14 protein-coding genes are annotated in these 15750 nt (G+C 57.1%); 2 read left to right on the top strand and 12 right to left on the bottom strand.

Going from position 1 to position 15750, the window contains the following annotated elements; translation table 11 throughout:
* The first annotated feature begins 45 nt into the window (after window positions 1-45).
* Entirely contained in the window at window positions 46-378 is a 333-nt protein-coding gene (locus HBM95_00070; protein NIH41347.1) for a YceK/YidQ family lipoprotein, read from the top strand.
* Between the two features lie 2 nt (window positions 379-380).
* On the opposite strand, the gene HBM95_00065 is transcribed toward HBM95_00070, so the two are convergent.
* The 8 genes from HBM95_00065 to HBM95_00030 all read right to left on the bottom strand — a co-directional run bounded on the left by HBM95_00065 (window position 381) and on the right by HBM95_00030 (window position 8664).
* Window positions 381-1646, bottom strand: coding sequence for a DUF3748 domain-containing protein (locus HBM95_00065; protein ID NIH41346.1), 1266 nt, complete (start codon window positions 1644-1646; stop codon window positions 381-383).
* Between the two features lie 9 nt (window positions 1647-1655).
* A complete protein-coding gene (locus tag HBM95_00060; GenBank protein NIH41345.1) occupies window positions 1656-2993 on the bottom strand; it encodes an MFS transporter in 1338 nt (445 codons plus the stop codon).
* Window positions 2994-3173: 180 nt separating this feature from the next.
* Entirely contained in the window at window positions 3174-4322 is a 1149-nt protein-coding gene (dgoD, locus tag HBM95_00055; protein ID NIH41344.1) for a galactonate dehydratase, read from the bottom strand.
* Window positions 4319-4936, bottom strand: a complete 618-nt coding sequence (locus tag HBM95_00050; protein NIH41343.1) for a 2-dehydro-3-deoxy-6-phosphogalactonate aldolase — start codon at window positions 4934-4936, stop codon at window positions 4319-4321. The genes dgoD and HBM95_00050 overlap by 4 nt, the downstream gene beginning before the upstream one ends.
* Window positions 4920-5798, bottom strand: coding sequence for a 2-dehydro-3-deoxygalactonokinase (locus HBM95_00045; GenBank protein NIH41342.1), 879 nt, complete (start codon window positions 5796-5798; stop codon window positions 4920-4922). The genes HBM95_00050 and HBM95_00045 overlap by 17 nt, the downstream gene beginning before the upstream one ends.
* Window positions 5795-6484, bottom strand: a complete 690-nt coding sequence (gene dgoR, locus HBM95_00040; protein NIH41341.1) for a D-galactonate utilization transcriptional regulator DgoR — start codon at window positions 6482-6484, stop codon at window positions 5795-5797. Before dgoR ends, HBM95_00045 begins: the two co-directional genes overlap by 4 nt.
* Before the next feature lie 226 nt (window positions 6485-6710).
* Entirely contained in the window at window positions 6711-7523 is an 813-nt protein-coding gene (gene yidA / locus HBM95_00035) for a sugar-phosphatase (protein ID NIH41340.1), read from the bottom strand.
* A 115-nt stretch (window positions 7524-7638) separates the two neighbouring features.
* Window positions 7639-8664, bottom strand: coding sequence for an NAD(P)-dependent alcohol dehydrogenase (locus tag HBM95_00030; protein ID NIH41339.1), 1026 nt, complete (start codon window positions 8662-8664; stop codon window positions 7639-7641).
* 108 nt (window positions 8665-8772) lie between these two features.
* Here HBM95_00030 and HBM95_00025 point away from each other — a divergent pair, with 108 nt between their 5' ends.
* Entirely contained in the window at window positions 8773-9708 is a 936-nt protein-coding gene (locus HBM95_00025) for a LysR family transcriptional regulator (protein NIH41338.1), read from the top strand.
* Window positions 9709-9737: 29 nt separating this feature from the next.
* On the opposite strand, the gene gyrB is transcribed toward HBM95_00025, so the two are convergent.
* The 4 genes from gyrB to dnaA are packed head-to-tail and all read right to left on the bottom strand — an operon-like array spanning window position 9738 to window position 15750.
* Complete coding sequence (gene gyrB / locus HBM95_00020; GenBank protein NIH41337.1) at window positions 9738-12149, bottom strand: DNA topoisomerase (ATP-hydrolyzing) subunit B; 2412 nt, start codon at window positions 12147-12149, stop codon at window positions 9738-9740.
* Window positions 12150-12177: 28 nt separating this feature from the next.
* Window positions 12178-13251, bottom strand: a complete 1074-nt coding sequence (gene recF, locus HBM95_00015; protein ID NIH41336.1) for a DNA replication/repair protein RecF — start codon at window positions 13249-13251, stop codon at window positions 12178-12180.
* A complete protein-coding gene (gene dnaN, locus HBM95_00010) occupies window positions 13251-14351 on the bottom strand; it encodes a DNA polymerase III subunit beta (protein ID NIH41335.1) in 1101 nt (366 codons plus the stop codon). The genes recF and dnaN overlap by 1 nt, the downstream gene beginning before the upstream one ends.
* Window positions 14352-14355: 4 nt before the next feature.
* Entirely contained in the window at window positions 14356-15750 is a 1395-nt protein-coding gene (gene dnaA, locus HBM95_00005) for a chromosomal replication initiator protein DnaA (protein NIH41334.1), read from the bottom strand.

Genomic DNA, 15750 nt, shown 5'->3' with positions numbered 1-15750 from the left:
CCCTGAGTTGCAGGTCTATGCAGTGCCATTAACGATGACTGAGTGATGATGAAAAATGTTCTGATAAAGCTGACGGCGTTCAGCGGGGTAGTTTTGCTTTGCGGGTGTTCGAGCGTGATGTCTCACACCGGCGGTAAAGAAGGAACATATCCGGGGACGCGCGCCAGCGCGGCGATGATCTCCGATGACGATACCAACTGGGGCACCAAATCCCTGGTTATCCTGGATATGCCTTTCACGGCAGTCGCCGATACGCTGCTGCTGCCGTGGGACATGTTCCGCACGGACAATTCCGTGCGCTCACGCGTTGAGAAAAGCGAGCAGGAAAATCTGGCGACCAATTCCGTCATCCCGCCCGCTGCAATGCCCCCGCGCTAGTCCTAAGCGGTTTCCGTTAGCCACAGCTGGCGGAAACCGCCCGTCTCTTCCATCCATGCAATAAAGCGCCCGTCAGGGGAAAACACGACGGCATCAGCAGACGGCGGGTTGCCGTGATCGGACGTCAAAAACGTTACCTCTCCGCTCTGCGCGTCGCAGCAGGCGATCCGGTTTTCAAGCACAAATCCCAGCATGTTCCCGGAAGGGTGCCAGTTAAACGCAGACTGAATCCCGCTCTCCGTATGGGTTAACTGGCGCGGCTCGCCGCCCTCAGGAGAGATCAGCCACAGCTGCACAATGCCGTTATCATCCCGCATCAGAAACGCGATCTGCGTCTCCTGCGGATTACTGCGTACCCAGTGACGCGGCACGTTCACCAGGCCCGGATACGCCCTCTTATGCGTAAAGGTCAAACGACGCTGCATCACCCCGGCAGGCGGCGCTGGCAGGGTGTCTGGCGTTCCCTGCAGCGGCGCATCGCCCGCTTGTTTCCAGCCCTGCTCGTCTTCTGGCAGGTTAACAATAAACAGTTCAGGCACTTTTTCGCCCTGCGCGGACAGGGTATCGCCGATAAACGCCAGCCTGTTGTTGCCCACCCAGCCCTCTTCATAGGCGCGATTGATTTCATCGCTGCCCGGCTGCGGGTCGGGCGTCGTGCGGCTGACCAGCACGCTCCAGAACGTGCCAGAATATTCACGCGGATGGTTCCCCTGCGGGTTCACCGGGCCGAAAGGCGCCGCCACGCCGACATTGCGTAAATCGAGCTTTGGATCGCGCTCATGTAAAACATGGTCGTTATAGGTGAAGCTGACGAACTGCCCGTTCGGGCTGAAGACGTGCACGTGGCTGCCGCCGCGCAGCGCGCCTGCGGTGTAAGGGGCAGTGATATCCAGCGCGTCCAGATTGCTGACCTGACCGTTATGCGCGATCACCCCCTGACGATGATGAAAATCGTAGCGCCAGCCTGCATCCGGATTTTTCGGGCCGTGGATAAAGACGTATTTATCCTCTGCCGGATGAACGGTCACCACGCCAACATGCGCGCCGTCAGTGGCGCGATAGACCACCTCCACCTCACCCGTAGCGACATTGACCCGCTCAATGGTTTCGCCGGTGAAGGACGCGCCTGACGGACGTACGTCGTAGACCAGCCACCGGCTGTCCGGCGTCCAGGTATTGACGTTGGTGAGCTGGTGGTTGCGGGAGGCGAAGGTGATTTGTTTCATGAGGATACCCTGATGCACGGTGAGTGCATCAGGGTAAAACATCCGCAGGGATTAGCCTACTCGTTTCACATCGCCCACCAGCAGGATGTAGGAGAGAGCCCCGATCAGCGCTACGGCAGAGATGTAGACCAGCGCCGGACCGAAGCCGTAGTCCTGCGCCAGGTAGCCGATGACCAGCGGTACGGTGATCCCGCCCAGTCCGCCGACAAAGTTGAACACGCCGCCGGTCAGGCCAATCAGCCGCATCGGCGCAAGGGACGACACCAGCGACCAGGTGATAGAGGCGAAACCGTTACCAAAGAACGCCACCGCCATCAGGGCCATAATCCACACCGGATCGTTGGTGTAGTTGGCACCCATAATGCAGGTTGAGATCAGCAAGCCGCAGATAATCGGCGTTTTACGCGCCACGCCCAGCGAGTACCCTTTTTTCACCAGCTTATCGGCCAGCCAGCCGGAGAGCAGCACGCCGAAAAATGCGGCGAGGAACGGCACGGTGGTCATAAAGCCCGCCTTCAGCGCCGCGATCCCCTTTTCCTGGGTCAGGTAGTTCGGGAACCAGGTGAGGAAGAACCACAGCGTAGAAGTAACCGCGAACTGGCCCAGATAAACGCCAACCAGCTTACGGTGGAAGACCAGCTTCCAGTCCGCTTTGGTCAGCGGCTGGCGCGCCTCTTTTTTCACCGGCGCATCACCATCCACCAGACCGCCACCGTCGCGGATGTAATCCAGCTCGGCCCTGGTGATACTTTTGGTCAGACGCGGCGGCTGGTAGACCTTGAACCAGATAAGCGACCAGATAATGCCAATCCCGCCGGTGACGATGAACACCCAGTGCCAACTCAGCAGCTCCTGGATCCAGATCAGCAGCGGCGTCAGGAACGCCAGGCCGACAAACTGCCCGGAAGTGTAAAAACCAACGGCGGACGCACGCTCGTGTTCCGGGAACCAGCTGGTCACCATACGGTTGTTGGTCGGAAACGCGGGCGCTTCGAAAACCCCGGTGATGGCACGCAGGCCAATCAGCGACATCAGCCCGGTGGCGAAGCCCTGGAACAGGGTCGCCACGGACCAGCCTAATATGGCGATAAAGTAGGTCAGACGTGAACCCACGCGGTCAAGAAACCAGCCGCCGGGGATCTGGCATAAGGTATACAGCCGGGCAAACGCCGAGAAGACGTAGCCCATTTCCGCTTTGGTGATGCCAAACTCTTCCTGAATATGGGCCGATGCCACGGCAAGGTTGGCGCGGTCGACATAGCAAATGACCACGGTAATAAAGATCATAATCAGCGTCAGGTAGCGGCGACGCCCGGTTTTTGTAGCGGTAACTGGAATATCCATCGCAATCTGTCTCCAGATTTTGGGCATAGCGAAGCCGCTCACCATGCCCTGTAATTTACAGAGGGTGTATTTGGTTTTTTTAATTAAAAACGTAAACAGAATGCGCTAAATAATTCGTGCTGGGGGAAGGCGGCAAGTTTTCGCATCCCCGGGAGCATACAAAAGTATGTGACCGGGGTAAGAAAACGCAGCCAACGCATCACCAGCGCGAAGTATGACGCGCATTTACCATTCGGCTACGCTGCCGTCCTCATGACGCCACAGCGGGTTTCGCCAGTCCGGCGCATTCTTACTCAGCTCAATGACTTTAGCTTCGTCAATTTCCACGCCAAGGCCCGGCTTCATAAGCGGTTTAAAGAAACCGCCTTCCATGCAGAAGTCTTCTTTATTTTTCACAAAATCGAGCAGTTCCGCGCCCTTGTTGTAGTGAATCCCCATGCTCTGTTCCTGGAACACCGCATTGCGGGAGACGAAGTCGACGTGCAGGCAGGCCGCCAGCGCGATTGGGCCGAGCGGGCAGTGCGGTGCCAGCGCCACGTCGTAAGCTTCTGCCATCCCGGCAATTTTGTAGCATTCGGTGATGCCGCCCGCATGAGAGAGATCAGGCTGCAGGATCGCAATCCCGCCCGCTTCAAGCACGCGTTTAAACTCGAAGCGCGAGAACATACGTTCACCCGCCGCGATAGGAATGTGGGTCTGTTCAGCCAGCTTCGGATAGTACTCCGCCTGCTCGGCCAGCACCGGCTCTTCGATAAACAGCGGGCGATAAGGCTCCAGCTCTTTAATCAGCACTTTGGCCATCGGCGCGCTGACGCGGCCGTGGAAATCCAGGCCAAACTCAATCTCGTTGCCGAAGGCTTCACGAATTTGCGCCACGGTATTGACCGCCCGGTCTACCGCACGCGAATTGTCGATAACGCCCATCTCTTCGCAGCCGTTGAGCTTGAAGGTGTCAAAGCCGATGTTGCGCAGCTGCGTGATGCCGTCGATCACTTCCGCCGGACGGTCGCCACCGACCCAGCTGTAGGCTTTGATTTTGTCGCGCACCAGGCCGCCCATAAGCTGCCAGACCGGCGCGTTAAGCACTTTACCTTTGATATCCCACAGCGCCTGGTCGATACCGGCGATGGCGCTCATCAGGATCGGACCACCGCGGTAGAAGCCCGCGCGGTACATCACCTGCCAGAGGTCGTTAATGCGCGCCGGATCCTGACCAATCAGGTATTCGCCCAGCTCGTGTACTGCCGCTTCAACGGTGCGCGCGCGCCCTTCAATCACCGGTTCGCCCCAGCCTACAACCCCTTCATCGGTTTCGATTTTCAGGAACATCCAGCGCGGGGGTAAACGGTACGTGGTGAGTTTGGTTATTTTCATTTCACTGCCTCTCGATACGCTTTCACAAATGCTGCCGCCTGCTGTGCGGTACGTTCCACGGCCTGTCCGGCACGATAAAGATCGCTGCCCAGCCCTGCGCCCACACAACCAGCGCTCATCCACTGGCCCAGGTTTTCTGGCGTTACGCCGCCCACGGCAAAGACCGGCACGCTGGCGGGCAATACCGCTTTCAACGCCTTGATGTAGTCCGGTCCAAAAGCCGATGACGGGAAAATTTTGAGCGACTGCGCGCCCGCATCAAGGGCAGTAAAGGCTTCTGTGGCGGTGGCGCAGCCCGGGCAGACTGTCATGCCGTAACCCACTGCGCGGCGGATCACCTCAGGCTGAATATTGGGTGTGACGATAAGCCTGCAGCCCATCTTTGCCAGCCGATCGACCTGCTCAGGCTGTAACACGGTACCTGCGCCAATCAGCGCCTTATCGCCGAAGGCCTCCACCACGGCCGGAATGCTTTTTTCCCACTCGGGCGAGTTGAGCGGGATTTCTACCGCGTCGAACCCGGCGTCGATAACCGCGCCGACGTGGTCTAACACCTCATCGGGCGTGATGCCGCGCAAAATCGCGATAAGGGGAAGATCAGTTTGCCACTGCATGAGCGATGCTCCTTATTCCTGCCTGAAATGCCGTGTCGCCGGATACCGTCGAAACATCACGCCCAACGGCGCGAAATGCCTGTTCGTAGCGCGACGTTAGCGATGCGCCTGCGACAATCGTAATGGCCTGCTCGTGCGCGATGAACTCACGCATGCTGGCGACCTCTGCGCCAATCAGCAGGCCGGAGAGAAACTCGCTGACCTGCTCGCGCGGGAGAAGTCCCAGCACGTGCGAGGCGCGAACCTCAAAAAGCTGCGGCAAAACGTCAGGGGAGGCGATCCCACGTTCAAGCCCGGCGGCAAACGCCTCTGACGAGGATTCCTGCTCAGGTAAACCGGCCCCGACCAGCGAATGGTTGAGCAGCAAATGGTGCAGCTCGCCGGTCATTACGGTGCGAAAATCGTGGATTTGCTCAGCGTCAGCCTGGACCCACTTACAGTGCGTGCCGGGCATGACGTAGACAGAAGAAGGAGAGAGAGCGCGCGCGCCAAGCAGCTGCGTCTCTTCGCCGCGCATCACGTTGCGGTTATCGTCGCGAGAGACGCTCAAACCGGGAATAATCCAGATATTGTCGCCAACGGACGTTAACTGCTCACCAATAGCGGAGAAACGGGCGGGAACCGGCAGATAAGGTGCAATTTTCCAGCCTACGTTACTGCCCACCATTCCCGCCATTACCACCGACGTGGCGCTGTCGCGCCAGTTTTGTGTGACCTCAGCTAACACCGCCTCGGGGGATTTACCGTTCAGGCGCGTCACGCCTGCTTCTGATTGCCTGCTCTCCAGGCACTGCTCGCCCTGGTATAGCCAGGCGCGCAGATTGGTCGATCCCCAGTCAATTGCGATGTAGCGAGATGTCATGTGATTTCCTTCAGCCTTCGTGTCGAGCTGGCAATCATGGTAAGCGCCGCCTGCTCTGCCGCATCGCCGTCCTGATGCCGTATCGCATCGAACAGCGCTTTATGTTCCTGGAGCGTTTTTGGCATGTTGGCCTCATCACCCATCCAGGTACGTTCAAATACCGCTCGCTGTAGCGAGCTGATCGCCACGCTAAGCTGCTGTAATACCGGGTTATGCACCGACTGCAGCACCGCTTCGTGATAGCGAATGTCCGCCTCGTTGAACGCCTCCCGGTTCTGGTTATTGGCGATCATGTCGTTTAAAGCCGATTCAATCTGGGCCAAATCACCGGAGGTCGCGCGTTCCGCCGCCCAGCGCGCAATTGCCGGCTCCACCAGGTTTCGAACTTCACTCATCGCGCCGATAAGCCTCGGGTCGTAGTCGTTTTCCAGCACCCACTGCAGCACGTCGGTATCGAGGTAGTTCCACTGGTTGCGCGGGGCAACAAACGCGCCGCGATAGCGCTTCATTTCAATCAGCCGCTTCGCCATCAGCGAGCGGAACACTTCCCGGATGATGTTGCGCGAGGTTTCAAACTCCTCGCACAGTTCAGCCTCTGCGGGGAGCGGCGAACCGGGAACGTATTTACCGCCCACAATCTGGGTACCCAGCGTGATAACAATGCGATCGGTTTTATTGAGTGTCATGGAGAGTCCTTGTGCTCTGTATGTCCAGCACTACTTTACCGCGACCGCTGAATTTCACCTCACTTTTGCAGTACAAACGTGAGAGAGTTCGTCTTTGCTGTGGTGACAATGTAGTACAATCAATTAATGTTGTACTACAATCAAGATCACAAAAAGAACAATTGGATAAGTTCAGCGCAAAAAAAAGCCCCGGTTGATAACCGAGGCTGATGATTGAAAATAAGCGTTACTGCAGCACAAACTTCTCGATCGCGTAGGCAACGCCGTCTTCCAGGTTGGATTTGGTGACGAAATTAGCCACTTCTTTCACCGACGGAATGGCGTTATCCATCGCCACGCCCACACCCGCGAATTCAATCATCGCGATGTCGTTCTCCTGGTCGCCGAGCGCCATGATCTCTTCAGGTTTGATGCCCAGCGTATCAGCAAGCGATTTCACACCGGTACCCTTATTGACGCGTTTATCGAGGATTTCGAGGAAATACGGCGCACTTTTCAGCACGGTGTACTTCTCTTTTACCTCGACCGGAATGCGCGCGATGGCTTTATCCAGGATCTCCGGCTCGTCGATCATCATTACTTTCAAGAACTGGGTCGCCGGGTCCATTTTCTCGGCTTCACAGAACACCAGCGGAATGGTCGCAACGTAGGATTCATGTACCGTGTAGTAGCTGATATCGCGGTTAGCGGTATAAAGCGTATTGCGATCGAGCGCGTGGAAGTGGGACCCCACTTCGCGGGACAGTTTTTCCAGGAACAGGTAGTCGTCATAGTTCAGCGCGGTTTGCGCAACCGTACTGCCATCTGCGGCTTTCTGCACCAGCGCGCCGTTATAAGTGATGCAGTAATCACCCGGCTGATTCATGTGCAGCTCTTTCAGGTAGCTGTGAACGCCCGCATACGGACGCCCCGTGGTCAGAACCACATTCACACCCTTTGCGCGTGCGGCGGCGATCGCATTTTTAACGGCTGGAGAGATAGTGTGGTCTGGCAGCAGCAGCGTGCCGTCCATATCGATTGCAATAAGTTTGATAGCCATGAGTTCCCCGGGATAAATGAGTGCTGCCTCATGCTAACGCGATTAAGCACACAAAAATAGAGCTACATTGCGCAACAGAAACACCCCTTTTACGCAAATCCCGGGGAACGACGACTTACTCGCGGGTGAGAACGATTTTACCGAATGCGCCGCGATCCAGATGTTCAAGGGCCTGTTCAAGCTCGTTAAAACGGTAGCGATGCTCAATCACCGGCTTCAGTCCCGTGACGTCAACAGCGCGGACAAAATCTTCCAGCGCCCGACGGTGCCCCACGCCAATCCCCTGAATGACGGGGGATTTAAGCAGCAGCTCGCCAGCAGGCAGCGAAATGTCAGTTCCGCCCAGCACGCCAATGACGGAGATACGCCCGTGAACGGCAACGGCGCGCAGGGAATGCTTCAGGTTCTCCCCACCTACGGTTTCGATAATATGGTCGATGCCGCGATCCTGAGTCAGCGCCAATGCCTCTTCAGCCCAGTCACTTTTCAGGCGGTTGACGCCCTGTCTGGCGCCCAGTTTTTTGGCGAGCGCCAGCTTTTCATCGCTCCCGGACGTGACAATGACCTCTGCGCCGTGCGCTTTTGCAATTTGCAGGGCGAAAATCGCCACGCCGCCCGTCCCCTGTACCAGTATCGATTGCCCGGCGCGGAGCTGACCCCGCTCCACCAGTGCGAACCAGGCGGTAAGACCTGCGCAGGGTAACGTGCTGGCCTCTGCGTCATCCAGGGTTTCCGGGGAAGCCACCAGCGCGTTTTCATTTACAATCACATACTCGGCCAGCATTCCCTGGAAATAGCCGCCGGACGTTTTGTAGGGCAAGTTGCGCGCGTCTGCCTGCGGCTTGCCGTCGATCCACTCCGGGAAGAAGGTTGAAATGACGCGAGCGCCAGGTTTGAAACGCGTAACGCCTTCACCCACGCTGTCCACCACGCCCGCCATGTCAGACGCCGGGGTGAACGGGAAGGAAAGCGGGATCGGCATCGTGCCTTCAATGACCATTTTATCGCGGTAGTTGAGCGCAACGGCATTTACCCGCACGCGCACTTCACCCGGGCCTGGCTGGGGAACCGGTTCATGAACGAGTTTAAGATTCTCGCGCCCGAGGGCGTTCATTGACCAGCGCTGCATTGTTTCTGTCATTTTTTCTCCTGCCATCAGATAAGCTTCAGTAATGACAGTCTACCGTTGACTCATATTCTCCAGTGGCGATAAGTTTTCCCTTTATTGACGCCAGAATAGAGACAATCTATGTCCGATACGCTGAAGGATATTCCTGTTTTTGTGGCCGCCGTTGAGGCGGGTAGTTTTGCGCAGGCCGCCATTCGTCTGCATTTGTCACGCTCGGCGGTAGGAAAAAGCATCGCTCGCCTCGAACAGCGGTTGGGAGTTCGTCTTTTTCACCGCACCACCCGCAGCCAGAGGCTGACCGATAACGGCGCCCTTTTTTATGAACGCTGCCTGCGCGCGCTGGAGGAAATCCGTGGCGCGGAATCGCTACTTGAAACAGGGAAACAGCAGGTCAGTGGCCGCCTGCGCGTTGCCATGCCGGTACTGTTTGGCCGTCAGTGCGTCGCCCCGCTGCTGATCGCGCTGGCGCAGGAACACCCCGGGCTTGAACTGGAAATGTCATTCAGCGACCGCGTGGTGGATCTGGTCGAGGAAGGGTTTGATATGGCGGTACGTAACGGCACGCTGCAGGACAGCAGCGTGCTGGTGGCCAGAAAGCTTGGAGAACACCGCATGGTGCTGTGCGCCGCGCCGGATTACCTGCAGAAGAAAGGCCAGCCACAACGCGTTGATGATTTACCCCAGCATACTGCCATTAACTATCTGCGCGCGGGCAGAGTGTTGCCCTGGCAGTTGATGGATGACGAAGGAACGTCTCGCACCTTTACTCCCCGTTCGTCGCTAAACATGGATGATTTGCAGGCTATTTGCGACGCTGCGCTGGCCGGGCACGGCATTGCCTGGTTGCCCTGCTGGATGGTCATCAAAGAAATTCATCAGGGAAAACTCGTCCCGCTCCTGAAGCAGGCGCCGGATGTTCACTTCAACGTTCATGCCGTCTGGCAGCTGACGCCTCATCTGCCGCTGAGGGTTAGAATTGCTGTAGATACGCTGGCGAGCCGTTTACCGGCTGTGATGTCGCTGGACCTTCCTGCGCCCATAAAAAAGCCGCGCTGAAGCGCGGCTTTTATCGCAGTGTAACGGCATTAGATATCGATATTCGCCGCTTTCAGCGCGTTCTCTTCGATGAAGGCACGACGCGGTTCAACCGCGTCACCCATCAGAGTGGTGAACAGCTGGTCCGCAGCAATCGCGTCTTTCACGGTGACGCGCAGCATGCGACGGCTTTCCGGATCCATGGTGGTTTCCCACAGCTGATCCGGGTTCATTTCGCCCAGACCTTTATAACGCTGGATAGACAGACCGCGACGGGACTCTTTCACCAGCCATTCCAGCGCCTGCTCGAAGCTGGCTACCGGCTGACGACGCTCGCCACGTTCGATGAACGCATCGTCTTCGATCAGGCCGCGCAGCTTCTCGCCGAGGGTGCAGATACGACGGTATTCCGGACCGGTCACAAATTCGTGCTCCAGCGGATAGTCGGTGTCGACGCCATGGGTACGGACGCGAACGATAGGCTCAAACTGCTGTGCCGCATTCTGCTGAACGTCGAACTTCCACTGGCTGCCGTGCTGTTCTTTCTCGTTCAGCTCGCTCACCAGAGCGTTCACCCAGCGCGTCACGGTCTGCTCGTTGCTCAGATCGGCTTCGGTCAGGGTCGGCTGATAGACCAGCTCCTTCAGCAGCGCTTTTGGATAACGGCGCTCCATACGGCCAATCATTTTCTGCGTGGCGTTGAACTCGGAGACCAGACGCTCCAGCGGCTCGCCTGCCAGTGCCGGAGCGCTGGAGTTCGCGTGCAGGGTTGCACCGTCAAGGGCGATCGCGATTTGGTACTGATCCATCGCATCGTCATCTTTGATGTACTGTTCCTGCTTGCCTTTCTTCACCTTGTACAGAGGCGGCTGTGCAATGTAGACGTGGCCACGCTCAACGATTTCAGGCATCTGACGATAGAAGAAGGTCAACAGCAGCGTACGGATGTGCGAGCCGTCGACGTCCGCATCGGTCATGATGATGATGCTGTGATAGCGCAGCTTGTCCGGGTTGTACTCATCGCGGCCAATGCCGCAGCCCAGCGCGGTGATGAGCGTCGCCACTTCCTGGGAAGAGAGCATCTTGTCGAAGCGCGCTTTCTCAACGTTGAGGATTTTACCCTTCAGCGGCAGAATTGCCTGGTTTTTACGGTTACGGCCCTGCTTCGCAGAACCGCCCGCGGAGTCCCCTTCCACAAGGTACAGTTCGGACAGCGCCGGGTCGCGTTCCTGACAGTCAGCCAGCTTGCCCGGCAGGCCCGCTAAGTCCAGCGCGCCTTTACGACGGGTCATCTCACGGGCTTTACGCGCCGCTTCACGGGCACGCGCCGCATCGATAATTTTGCCCACAACGATTTTTGCGTCGTTCGGGTTTTCCAGCAGGTACTCGCTCAGCAGTTCGTTCATCTGCTGCTCAACCGCTGATTTCACCTCGGAAGAGACCAGCTTGTCTTTGGTCTGTGAGGAGAACTTCGGATCCGGCACCTTAACGGAAACAACGGCAATCAGGCCTTCACGGGCGTCGTCACCGGTGGCGCTGACTTTAGCTTTTTTGCTGTAGCCTTCTTTGTCCATGTAGGCGTTCAGGGTACGGGTCATCGCCGCGCGGAAGCCCGCAAGGTGAGTACCGCCGTCGCGCTGTGGAATGTTGTTGGTGAAGCAGTAGATGTTTTCCTGGAAACCATCGTTCCACTGCAGCGCCACTTCCACGCCGATACCGTCTTTTTCGGTGGAGAAGTAGAAGATATTCGGGTGAATTGGCGTTTTGTTTTTGTTCAGATACTCAACGAACGCCTTGATACCGCCTTCGTAGTGGAAGTGGTCTTCTTTGTTGTCACGCTTGTCGCGCAGGCGAATCGATACGCCGGAGTTCAGGAACGACAGTTCACGCAGGCGTTTCGCCAGAATGTCGTACTCGAATTCGGTGACGTTGGTGAAGGTTTCGAGGCTCGGCCAGAAACGCACCATGGTACCGGTTTTGTCGGTATCGCCGGTAACGGCCAGCGGGGCTTCAGGCACGCCGTGCTGGTAAATCTGACGGTGAATTTTGCCTTCGCGCTGGATGACCAACTCCAGCTTCTGCGACAGGGCGTTAACTACGGAAACGCCTACACCGTGCAGGCCGCCGGAAACTTTATAGGAGTTATCGTCGAACTTACCGCCTGCGTGCAGAACGGTCATGATCACTTCCGCAGCGGATACGCCCTCTTCCGGGTGAATACCGGTTGGGATGCCACGGCCATCATCGGTGACGGAGACGGAGTTGTCCGCATGGATGGTGACCACGATGTCTTTACAGTGACCCGCGAGCGCTTCGTCGATAGCGTTATCTACCACCTCGAATACCATGTGGTGCAGACCGGTGCCGTCATCCGTGTCGCCGATATACATACCCGGGCGCTTACGCACCGCATCCAGCCCTTTCAGGACTTTGATACTGGAGGAGTCATAAGAATTCGACATCAACGTTTCTCGCTCATTTCAACTTGGGTTAATCCGTTATTTTACCCTTTTCCACGGTAAACATCTTCGAATTTTCGTCCGACATGTCCATAACGTGTTCAGCGCTTATGGCGCTGACGAAAACCTGCGACTGCGTGGCTTTTAAGCGGCTGGCAAGCAGCCCGCGCCGCGCGTCGTCAAGTTCCGAGGCAAAATCATCTATCAGGTACAGGCAGCGCCGCCCGCTCTCGCGGGTGAGGAACTCCCCCTGCGCCAGGCGCAGCGCGCACATCAGGAGCTTGAGCTGCCCGCGCGACAGCGTATCTTCCACCGGCGCACCGTCAGCACGAATGCGAAAATCCGCCTTGTGCGGGCCGTGCGCGGTGTAGGTCAACATGCGGTCGCGCTCAAAGCTTCTCTCTAACACCTCGGCATAATCCGTCTCTTTCTCCCAGCCACGCTGGAAGGAGAAGGTGAGAGAGAACTCGGGTAAAAACTGTTTGCAGGTGTCGGCCATGTCTTCGGCGATACCCGCGCTGTATTCGGCACGCCAGTTGCTGATTTGTTCCGCGAGAGGGATTAACTCCATGTCCCACGGACGCAGCTGGGCGTAACGGGTAACCTGACGCAACGCGGCGTTACGCTGCTTGAGCAGACGCTTCAGGTTGCTCCAGGCGTTAAAGAAACCGGCTTCATTGTGAAAGCATCCCCAGTCGAGGAACGCTCTTCTGTATTTGGGGCCGCCGTTGAGTAAAGTAAACCCCTCCGGCGTAATCAGCTGCATCGGCATCAGCAGCGCCAGCTCCGCCACTTTATGGCCGTCGGTGCCGTCGATGCGCACCTTGCTGTCGCCCTGCTTGTCTTTGGTCAGGCCGATGGCGGTTTCCCGCTCTGCGCCCTGCAAACGTCCGTGCAGAACAAAGGATTCCTGCTCGTGGCGAATGACGCGACCAATCTGCAAACTGCGAAACGCCCGACCGTGGCCGAGCGTATAGATGGCTTCCAGCACGCTGGTTTTGCCGCTGCCGTTCGCGCCAACCAGGAAGTTAAAGCCGGGGGATAAAGCGAGATCCGCGCTTTCGATATTGCGAAAGTCACGGATCAACAGACGGGTGAGCGACATTACAGTCTCATTGGCATGACAACATAAGCAGCCGACTGTGATGCGGCATCTTCAATCTGTACGCTCGAAACGGAGTCGGTCAGCAGGATGCGCACGTTCTCGCATTTCAGTGCATTGAGCACATCCAGCACGTAGCTGACGTTAAAGCCGATTTCCATCTCAGCCCCGGCGTAGGTGACGTCCAGAATCTCTTCTGCCTCTTCCTGCTCCGGGTTGTTAGCGGTGATTTTGATCTGGTTTTCACTCACGTAAAGGCGCACGCCGCGGAATTTCTCGTTAGAGAGGATAGCGGCACGGGCAAACGCCTGCTTGAGGCTATCGCAGCCCGCTTCCAGCGTTTTGTCCGGGTTCTTCGGCAACACGCGGCGATAATCCGGGAAACGGCCGTCAACCAGCTTCGATGTGAAGACAAAATCACCCACGTGCGCGCGGATGTTGTTGCTGCCGATCTGCACGCGCAGCGGCGTGTCGCCACCGTCGAGCATACGCATCAGCTCAATCACCCCTTTACGCGGCACGATCACCGAATGGTTTGGCAGTGAGTCGCCAATCGGCATAGAACAGACCGCCAGACGGTGGCCGTCGGTAGCCACGGTACGCAGCTCTTCACCTTCGGTTTCGAACAGCATGCCGTTTAAGTAGTAACGAACGTCCTGATGCGCCATGGAGAACTGCGTGGCTTCAATCAGACGCTTCATCGTCGCCTGCGGCAGGGTGAATTCCACTTCACTCTGCCAGTCGTCCAGGTTCGGGAAGTCTGCAGCTGGCAGCGTGGAGAGTGAGAAACGGCTGCGGCCAGAGCGCACCAGCATGCGGTCGCCTTCCAGCTGCACGGCGATTTCAGCGCCTTCCGGCAGCCCGCGGCAGATATCAAAGAATTTACGTGCCGGAACCGTGGTCGCGCCCGCGTCGTGCGGCTGCGTCAGCGTAACGCGCGCGATCATTTCCATTTCCAGATCTGTACCGGTCAGCGACAGCGTACCGTCCGCGACCTGAAGCAGCAGGTTTCCGAGAATAGGCAGCGTTGGGCGGCCGCCTAATGGGCCACTCACCTGTTGCAGCGGTTTTAATAAATGTTCACGTTCAACGGTAAATTTCATAGCGTCACGATGATAATGTTCTGATTAGATTGGAAAAATCTTCTTTTATGTCGTGGCTTTCTTCGCGTAACTGCTCAATCTTGCGACAAGCGTGCAGCACGGTCGTATGGTCACGGCCACCAAACGCATCGCCGATTTCCGGCAGACTGTGGTTGGTTAACTCCTTTGCCAGCGCCATCGCCATCTGACGCGGACGCGCCACCGAGCGGGAACGACGTTTAGACAGTAAATCTGCCACTTTAATCTTGTAGTACTCGGCCACCGTCTTTTGAATATTGTCGATAGTGACCAGTTTTTCCTGCAATGCCAGCAAATCACGCAGCGCTTCACGCACAAAATCGATGGTGATCGCACGACCGGTAAAGTTGGCATTGGCGATAACGCGGTTCAGCGCCCCTTCCAGCTCACGCACGTTGGAGCGCAGACGCTTGGCAATGAAGAACGCCACTTCACCCGGCAGGCGAATGTCGTTCTCATCGGCTTTCTTCATCAGGATCGCAACGCGGGTTTCCAGCTCCGGTGGCTCGATCGCCACGGTCAGGCCCCAGCCGAAGCGGGATTTCAGACGATCTTCAACGCCGTTGATCTCTTTTGGATAACGATCCGAGGTCAAAATGATCTGCTGATTACCTTCCAGCAGGGCGTTGAAGGTGTGGAAAAATTCTTCCTGCGATCGTTCTTTATTGGCAAAGAACTGGATGTCATCGATCAGCAGCGCGTCAACGGAACGGTAGTAGCGTTTAAACTCTTCGATCGCATTGTTTTGCAGGGCTTTTACCATGTCCTGAACGAAGCGCTCGGAGTGCATATACACCACTTTCGCGTTAGGCTTGCGCGCCATAATGCCGTTACCTACCGCATGCAGCAGGTGGGTTTTACCGAGACCCGTGCCGCCATAGAGGAACAGCGGGTTGTAGGCTCCGCCGGGGTTATCCGCAACCTGACGGGCCGCCGCGCGCGCCAGCTGGTTCGACTTACCTTCAACGAAGTTATCGAACGTGTGTTTCACGTTAACGTTAGAGCGATAGGTTGGCTCTGCGGGGGCAGGGACGTTATCCCAGCCCTGACGAGCGGGTGCGACGCGAGGTGCCGGAGCCGGAACAGCCTGAGCAGGCGCGGCTACATTTACGGTTTCACGAACGGTTTGGGTGACCGGCTTTGTGCCCACTTCAAAACGCAGCTGTGGGACATCTGACCCGCAGAAATCGTTCAGCAGACCATTGATGTTATTAAGGTATTTGTCCCTTACCCAATCGAGCACAAAACGGTTTGGCGCATACAAAGCCAGCGTGTTATCGCTCAGCTCCGCCTGCAACGGGCGGATCCACATACTGAATTCTGTGGCTGGTAACTCATCCTGCAATCGGGCAAGACACTGCTGCCAAAGCGAAAGTGACAC

Origin of the sequence: Enterobacter asburiae (assembly GCA_011754535.1) — a bacterium.
In the GTDB taxonomy this organism is placed as follows: domain Bacteria; phylum Pseudomonadota; class Gammaproteobacteria; order Enterobacterales; family Enterobacteriaceae; genus Enterobacter; species Enterobacter cloacae_N.
Note: the sequence above shows the minus strand (reverse complement) of the source record. Positions and strands in the feature narration are given on the sequence as shown.

Excerpts from the sequence above, each read along its gene's own strand:
- gyrB (NIH41337.1), bottom strand. The coding sequence starts at position 12,149 with ATGTCGAATTCTTATGACTCCTCCAGTATCAAAGTCCTGAAAGGGCTG.
- dnaN (NIH41335.1), bottom strand. The coding sequence starts at position 14,351 with ATGAAATTTACCGTTGAACGTGAACATTTATTAAAACCGCTGCAACAG.
- HBM95_00030 (NIH41339.1), bottom strand. The coding sequence starts at position 8,664 with ATGACAGAAACAATGCAGCGCTGGTCAATGAACGCCCTCGGGCGCGAG.
- HBM95_00025 (NIH41338.1), top strand. The coding sequence starts at position 8,773 with ATGTCCGATACGCTGAAGGATATTCCTGTTTTTGTGGCCGCCGTTGAG.
- HBM95_00070 (NIH41347.1), top strand. The coding sequence starts at position 46 with ATGATGAAAAATGTTCTGATAAAGCTGACGGCGTTCAGCGGGGTAGTT.
- recF (NIH41336.1), bottom strand. The coding sequence starts at position 13,251 with ATGTCGCTCACCCGTCTGTTGATCCGTGACTTTCGCAATATCGAAAGC.
- HBM95_00060 (NIH41345.1), bottom strand. The coding sequence starts at position 2,993 with ATGGTGAGCGGCTTCGCTATGCCCAAAATCTGGAGACAGATTGCGATG.
- HBM95_00045 (NIH41342.1), bottom strand. The coding sequence starts at position 5,798 with ATGACATCTCGCTACATCGCAATTGACTGGGGATCGACCAATCTGCGC.
- dgoD (NIH41344.1), bottom strand. The coding sequence starts at position 4,322 with ATGAAAATAACCAAACTCACCACGTACCGTTTACCCCCGCGCTGGATG.
- dgoR (NIH41341.1), bottom strand. The coding sequence starts at position 6,484 with ATGACACTCAATAAAACCGATCGCATTGTTATCACGCTGGGTACCCAG.
- HBM95_00065 (NIH41346.1), bottom strand. The coding sequence starts at position 1,646 with ATGTTTTACCCTGATGCACTCACCGTGCATCAGGGTATCCTCATGAAA.
- HBM95_00050 (NIH41343.1), bottom strand. The coding sequence starts at position 4,936 with ATGCAGTGGCAAACTGATCTTCCCCTTATCGCGATTTTGCGCGGCATC.
- yidA (NIH41340.1), bottom strand. The coding sequence starts at position 7,523 with ATGGCTATCAAACTTATTGCAATCGATATGGACGGCACGCTGCTGCTG.